This window comes from Collinsella sp. OF02-10 (genome assembly GCF_003463445.1).
GTDB lineage: Bacteria > Actinomycetota > Coriobacteriia > Coriobacteriales > Coriobacteriaceae > Collinsella.
This window is the reverse complement of sequence record NZ_QSCW01000002.1, coordinates 161,862-168,539: the sequence shown is the minus strand read 5'-3', so window position 1 is coordinate 168,539 and position 6,678 is coordinate 161,862. Positions and strand designations below refer to the sequence as shown.

General features: G+C 61.9%; 5 protein-coding genes. All 5 read right to left on the bottom strand.

What is annotated here, in order from left to right:
* Positions 1-108: 108 nt before the first annotated feature.
* The 5 genes from hydA to dpaL all read right to left on the bottom strand — a co-directional run bounded on the left by hydA (position 109) and on the right by dpaL (position 6,487).
* Positions 109-1,476, bottom strand: coding sequence for a dihydropyrimidinase (hydA, locus tag DXA43_RS02350; RefSeq protein WP_117806137.1), 1,368 nt, complete (start codon positions 1,474-1,476; stop codon positions 109-111).
* Positions 1,477-1,485: 9 nt separating this feature from the next.
* Positions 1,486-2,100, bottom strand: a complete 615-nt coding sequence (locus DXA43_RS02345) for a nucleotidyltransferase family protein (protein WP_158564926.1) — start codon at positions 2,098-2,100, stop codon at positions 1,486-1,488.
* Positions 2,101-2,250: 150 nt separating this feature from the next.
* Positions 2,251-3,453, bottom strand: coding sequence for a knotted carbamoyltransferase YgeW (ygeW, locus tag DXA43_RS02340; RefSeq protein ID WP_117806135.1), 1,203 nt, complete (start codon positions 3,451-3,453; stop codon positions 2,251-2,253).
* Positions 3,454-3,654: 201 nt separating this feature from the next.
* The gene (locus tag DXA43_RS02335) at positions 3,655-5,040 is read right to left on the bottom strand and encodes a YgeY family selenium metabolism-linked hydrolase (protein WP_055252228.1); all 1,386 of its coding nucleotides are present in this window, start codon (positions 5,038-5,040) and stop codon (positions 3,655-3,657) included.
* Positions 5,041-5,272: 232 nt separating this feature from the next.
* Complete coding sequence (gene dpaL / locus DXA43_RS02330; protein WP_117583046.1) at positions 5,273-6,487, bottom strand: diaminopropionate ammonia-lyase; 1,215 nt, start codon at positions 6,485-6,487, stop codon at positions 5,273-5,275.
* Positions 6,488-6,678: the final 191 nt, after the last annotated feature.

Genomic DNA, 6,678 nt, shown 5'->3' with positions numbered 1-6,678 from the left:
AACGGAAAAGAGCCGCCCTTTCGGACGACTCAAACTGTAATGGGGCTCTTTTTGCTACCCCGTCCCAAAAAATCATCTCCCAAATTAGCTACCCCGGCGGTCTTCCCGTTAGCGGGGCACGTAGCGGCCGGGTTGGGCTCCGGTGGGCTCGCCGTCGCGCGCAGCCAGCACGCCGTTCACAAACACGGCCTTGGCGCGGCCGTGCGCTTCAAAGCCCTCGAGCGGCGTATAGTCCACAGCCTGATGCTGCGTCGCGGCGCTAATCGTCCAGCGCGCCTTGGGATCCCACACGCACACGTCGGCATCGGAGCCCTCGGCAAGACAGCCCTTGCGCGGATACATGCCAAAGACGCGCGCCGGGTTCTCGCTCATCAAGCGGCACAGATCCTCGGGGCCCAGCTGTCCCTCAAAACTCGTAGCGATCGCGACGGGGCGATGCTCCACACCGGGCCCGCCGTTGGGAATCGCGCGGAAGTCATCGCGCCCGCGGTCCTTTTGCCCGTGCAGGTTAAAGCTGCAGTGGTCGGTCGCAATCGTATCGATCTCGCCGGCCACAAGCGCCTCGCGCAGTGCCGCACGGTCGCCGGCATGGCGCAGCGGCGGGCTCATCACATACTTGGCGCCCGCAAAGCCGTCCTCGCCCTGCTCCAAGTAGCGCGTATCGTCGAGCATCAGATATTGAGGACAGGTCTCGACATAGATGTTCTTCTGCCCGCGCGCTTTGGCAGCGCGAATGGCCTCGAGCCCCAACTTGGTCGAAAGGTGTACCACGTTGACCGGTGCGTCGCCGGCCAGGTGTGCCAGATACAGCAGACGGCTCACGGCCTCGGCCTCGCACACATCCGGACGGCTGAGCGCATGGCCCTCGGGCCCGTGGATACCCTGCTCAAACACGCGCTTCTGCAGCTCATTCACCAGCGTACCGTTCTCGCAATGCACGCACAGTATGCCGCCAATACGCTTGAGTTCCTCCAGCACCTCGAGCGTCTCGGCATCGTCCAGGCGCAGATGATCGTAGGCAAAGTAGGTCTTGAACGACGATACGCCCGCCTCGCGCATGGCCGAGAGGTCGGCGCGGTTGCGCTCGTTCCACTCGGCGAGTGCCATATGAAAGGCGTAGTTGGCCGTGCAGGTTCCGTCGGCGCGGCGATGCCACTCGGCCAAGGCATCGGGCATGGTCACGCCGCGATCGGCCGTCGCGTAGTCCACGATGGTCGTCGTACCGCCGCAGGCAGCCGCACGCGTACCGGTCTCAAAGCTATCGGCCGTCCAGTCCATGCCGGTCCAGCACTGCATGTGCGTGTGCCCATCGATAAAGCCCGGGAACACCCAGCAGCCCGCAGCATCCTCGACGGTATCGCCCTCGGCCGGCTCAATCGCCGCGGCAATCCGTACGATCTTATCGCCATCCATGGCAAGATCGGCGCGGCGAAGCCCTTGGGGCGTCACGAGTGCGCCGTTTTTGATGATGATCATAATTGCTCCTTATTGATTGATGCAGTTGGCCACGCGATCAAAATACGAGCAGGCGGCGATATGCTCCGTTATGCGTCGCTGTCCCTTGACGGTATCGACGTCCCACAGCTCGTAGGCACGCGCCTCGACCAGCACCACGTCGGTACGGTCCTTGAGGATCGAACCGCCGCCGTCCTTACCCTCAAGACACATAAGTGCATCGAACAGTTCCGCCGGAAAGAGCACCGGGCTCGAAGGCTCACCGTTGCACGCAAGACGCACCGGATACTTGCGGCCACGCTCATCAAACGCGCGAACCATGGCCTCAAAAGAATCCGAACTCACGAGCGGCTGGTCGCCCGGCAAAAAGAGGCAACCCTTCCAGCCGCGGCTCGCCCCCCACGAAAGGCCCGCACGGACGCTTTCGCTCCTGAGCTTGCCATCGTGCAGCACGCACGGGCAATGCTTGTCCTCGCAAATCTGGGCGACCTCGGGCCAACGCGTCGAAACCACGACGTCAAAGCCCCGGGGAACCGAATCGATAGTCCGGGCAATCAGCGGCTTGCCATAGATATCGGCAAGCATCTTGTTAGAGCCAAACCGCTTGCCCTCGCCCGAAGCCATAATGACGCAACCGAGTTTCATGGCGATACCTCCCCTGAAACCATCGTACCCATAACTCGCGTCGCGGGGCATCTACATCGAAAGCGCTTATCCCGCACGCCCACGATGCAAAAAGGGGCACCCCGCCGGTTGGCAGAGCGCCCCCTTTACATGGCTTACCTCAGCGCGGCTTTAGGCCTGGAACCAACGGGCGGTGTTGCGCTCGTCGAGGGCCTTGAGGGTAGCGGCGGGATCGGCAACCTTCTGCAGGAACATCATGGCTGTGATCGCGTACGGCTTGTAGCTGGCCTCCTTGTACATGCCCACGCGGTGCATGTCAAAGACGTCGGCGTTGACCTCGCCGTGCTCGCAAGAGACACCAGAGATGTCGGCGGGCAGCGGATGCATAAAGATGGTGTCCTGGCCGTTGGCGGTCTTCTCCATGAGCTCGGTCGTGGAGCACCAATCCTGATGGGTGGCGTTCTGAGCGAGCAGCTCCTTCTCGAGCGCAGCGATGCCGGCGTCGTCGCCCTCGGCGTACAGGTTGGTGCGCTTCTCCATGGCGGCAAACGGAGCCCAGCTCTTGGGGATCACGATGTCGGCGCCCTCGAAGGCCTCAGCCATGGTGTTGACCTGCTTAAAGGTGGTGCCGGACTCGGCGGCATAGCCCTTGGCGCGCTCGACGACCTCGGGCATGAGATCGTAGCCCTCGGGGTGGGCCAGGGTGACGTCCATGCCAAAACGGGGCAGCAGGCTGATCAGCGACTGCGGGCAGGACAGCGGCTTGCCGTAAGAAGGCGAATAGGCCCAGGTGACGGCAACCTTCTTGCCCTTGAGGTTCTCGAGGCCGCCAAACTCGTTGATGAGGTAGAGCATGTCGGCAGAGGACTGCGTGGGGTGGTCGGAATCGGACTGCAGGGAGATGAGCGTGGGACGGTGATCCAGAACGCCATCCTCGTAGGCCTGCTGGACAGACTCGGAGACCTCGGCCATGTAGGCGTCGCCCTTGCCGATGTACATGTCGTCGCGGATGCCGATGACGTCGGCCATGAAGGAGATCATGGTAGCGGTCTCGCGGACGGTCTCGCCGTGAGCGATCTGGGACTTCTTCTCGTCCAGGTCCTGCAGCTCAAGACCGAGCAGGTTGGCTGCCTTAGAGAAGGAGAAGCGCGTACGGGTGGAGTTGTCACGGAACAGGGAGACGGCCAGACCCGAGTCGAAGATCTTGGACGAAACGTTGTTCTCGCGCAGCTCGCGCAGGGCGTCGGCGACGATGTAGAGCGCCTTGAGCTCATCGGTGGTCTTGTCCCAGGTGTGCAGGAAGTCGCTGCCGTACATACCCTTAAAATCGAGGCCGTTCAGCTGCTCGACGAGCTCGGTAAACTTAGCGTCCATGTAAATATCCTTTCCAAAGATGAAACGATTGCAATGAGTAGATGTGCTCCGGCATGCGCGTGTGGCTAGAACATGCAGAGCGCTATGACGAGGACCCGCTACCGTTGAGGAAGCATGGGAGTTAACGACCGCGGGCCCCAAGTCAACAGGGGGTGCCGGGGACACGAGCGCCCCCCGGCTCAACAAGATCAAGGAATGGGACTAGTCGATCTTGTTGTTGGTCAGACCGGCGCGGAACACGGTGGCGTCGCCATCGGCCTGGCTCGGATCGTAGAGGTTCAGGGCAGCCACATACATGGCGGCAGCGGTGACCAGGTCGTCCTTGTAGGTGACCTCGTTGGGAGCGTGAGCCTGAGACTCGGCACCCGGGCCAAAGCCAACGCAGGGGATGCCATAGCGGCCCTGGATGGAGACGCAGTTCGTGGAGAAGGTCCACTTGTCGCACAGCGGGCGACCGGTGCGCTTGTCCATGCTGGGCTCGCAGCCGATGCGCTCGTCACCGAACATGGCCTTGTGGGCGTCGACGAGGGCCTTGACGTGCGGAGCGGTCTCCTTGTTGATCCACGTGGGGAAGTAAGCCTCGGTCTCGTAGACCTCGCCGGTCCAGGACGGACGGTCGTACATGTACATGGAGACCTTCACGTCGTCGCCGTACTTCTTGGCGGCCGGCAGGTTGCGGATCTCGTCCAGGCAGGACTCCCAGGTCTCGCCGGCGGTCATACGACGGTCGATGGAGATGGCGCAGGAGTCAGCGACAGCGCAGCGGCTGGGGCTGGTGTAGAAGATCTGGCTGACGGTGCAGGTGCCGCGGCCCAGGAAGCGAGCGTCCTCAAAGTGCTCGGGGTTGTACTTGGGGTCGAGCATCTTGACGAGGCCCTTGATGTCGGTCGACTCGTCGCAGCCGTTGTTGTTGAGGGCGCGGACGTCGGCGATGATGTCGGCCATCTTGTAGATGGCGTTATCGCCGCGGTCGGGAGCGGAACCGTGGCAGGAGGTGCCGTGAACATCGACGCGGATCTCCATGCGGCCGCGGTGACCGCGATAGATGCCGCCGTCGGTGGGCTCAGTGGAAATGACGAACTCGGGCTTAATGCCGTCCTTGTTGTAGATGTACTGCCAGCACATGCCGTCGCAGTCCTCTTCCTGGACGGTGCCGACGACCATGATCTTGTAGCCCTCGGGGATGAGGCCCATGTCCTTCATCATCTTGGCAGCGTAGGTAGCGGAAGCCATGCCGCCCTCCTGGTCAGAACCGCCGCGGCCGTAGATGATCTCGTCGGTCTCGTAGCCCTCATAGGGATCGGCATCCCAGTTCTCGATGTTGCCGATGCCGACGGTGTCGATGTGAGAGTCGATAGCGATGATCTTGTCGCCCTCGCCCATAAAGCCCATAACGTTGCCCAGGCCGTCGACCTTGACCTCGTCATAGCCAAGGCTCTCCATCTCGGCCTTGATGCAAGCGACAACCTCACCCTCCTCGCAGGACTCAGAGGGATGGGAGATCATAGCGCGCAGGAAGCGAGTCATATCAGCACGATGAGACTCAGCCGCAGCCTTGATAGCGTCGAAATCGAGTTCTTTAGCCATTGTTCATAACCTTTCAAACGAAGGAATCTACCTGTGAGGTGGCGGAGCGATACCTATTTGCTCCGCTGCTCGGACAGTCCTGCGCAAGACGGAAAGCACATTAAGTGCTTTCCTTTGCGTGCGGGACTCGCGACGGAGCAAATAGGTATCGCTCCGCCTCCCGGGTTCATACATCTGCAGGACATAGGGGGTCTAATAGGAATTTGGCGCGGCGCGTTGCGCCGCCCAACGATTAACAAGTGGGATATTCGCCTTCCCAAACAATGCGGCGATACTGGTCGGGGTCCGTGTCACCTTCCGTGGAGAAGCAGAGCACGGAGCTTGTCTTGTCCAGACCGATGAGCTCTTTGAGCTCGGCGTACTCGGGATCGAGCATGAGGGTCTCGACCAGGCCGGTGGTCACGGCGCCGGACTCGCCGGAGATGACGCGCGGGTCGCCCTTCTCGGGAGCGCCCAGGGTGCGCATGCCGCGAGCGGTGACCCAGTCGGGGCAGGACACGAAGGCGGTGGTGTGGTTGCGCAGGATATCCCAGCCAAGGATGTTGGGCTCGCCGCAGCACAGGCCGGCCATGATGGAGGGCATGTCGCCGTCCACGATACGCGGGTCGCCGTCGCCGGCGGCAGCGCCCTTGTACAGGCAGGCGGCCGGTGCGCACTCAACCACGACGAAGGTGGGCGGGTTATCGGGATACAGGTTGGTGAAGTAGCCCACCACGGCGCCGGCCAGCGAGCCCACGCCAGCCTGGACAAAGACGTGCGTCGGGCGGTTGATAGCCATCTCGCGCAGCTGCTCGGCAGCCTCGGAAGCCATGGTGCCGTAACCCTCCATGATCCAGGACGGGATCTTCTCGTAGCCCTCCCAGGCGGTGTCCTGAACGATGACGCCGCGCTCGCAGGCGTCGGCCTCGGCGGCGGCCATGCGCACGCACTCGTCGTAGTTGACCTCTTCGATGGTCACCGTGGCGCCCTCGGCGGCAATGTTATCGAAGCGGGGCTTGGTGGAACCCTTGGGCATGTGCACGACGGCCTTCTGGCCCAGCTTGTTGGCAGCCCATGCCACGCCGCGGCCATGGTTGCCGTCGGTGGCGGTAAAGAAGGTAGCCTGGCCAAAGTCCTCGGCCAGCTGATCGGAGGTCAGGTAATCGAAGGTGCAGTCGGCAACGTCCTTGCCGGTCTCGTCGGCAATATAGTTGGCCATGGCAAACGAGCCGCCCAGGACCTTAAAGGCGTTGAGGCCAAAGCGATAGCTCTCGTCCTTAACGCACAGGTTGGACAGGCCCAGGCGCGCGGCCTGGCCGTCCAGGCGGGCAAGCGGAGTAACGGTGTACTGAGGGAACGACTGGTGGAAGGCGCGGGCCTTCTTCACGTGGTCGAGGCTCATGATTCCCAAGTGCTTGTCATCGCTCTTGGGCATCGTGTTGCCCGCCCACTGGATCTTATCGGCCATACGGTGAACTCCTTAAGTCCTCTCTTGCCGGCCCCCGCATACGCGTTTCAGCCCGATCCCATTCACACGGCTGAACTTTTATGTGGATGCCAAACAAAAAGTTTGTTAGTAATGTTCTATCACACTTTTTGATTGGATAACCTAACAAATTGTTAGTTGCCGCAATCGGTACCTTTTCGCCGCCGAACGGT

Excerpts from the sequence above, each read along its gene's own strand:
- DXA43_RS02345 (WP_158564926.1), bottom strand. The coding sequence starts at position 2,100 with ATGAAACTCGGTTGCGTCATTATGGCTTCGGGCGAGGGCAAGCGGTTT.
- hydA (WP_117806137.1), bottom strand. The coding sequence starts at position 1,476 with ATGATCATCATCAAAAACGGCGCACTCGTGACGCCCCAAGGGCTTCGC.
- DXA43_RS02335 (WP_055252228.1), bottom strand. The coding sequence starts at position 5,040 with ATGGCTAAAGAACTCGATTTCGACGCTATCAAGGCTGCGGCTGAGTCT.
- dpaL (WP_117583046.1), bottom strand. The coding sequence starts at position 6,487 with ATGGCCGATAAGATCCAGTGGGCGGGCAACACGATGCCCAAGAGCGAT.
- ygeW (WP_117806135.1), bottom strand. The coding sequence starts at position 3,453 with ATGGACGCTAAGTTTACCGAGCTCGTCGAGCAGCTGAACGGCCTCGAT.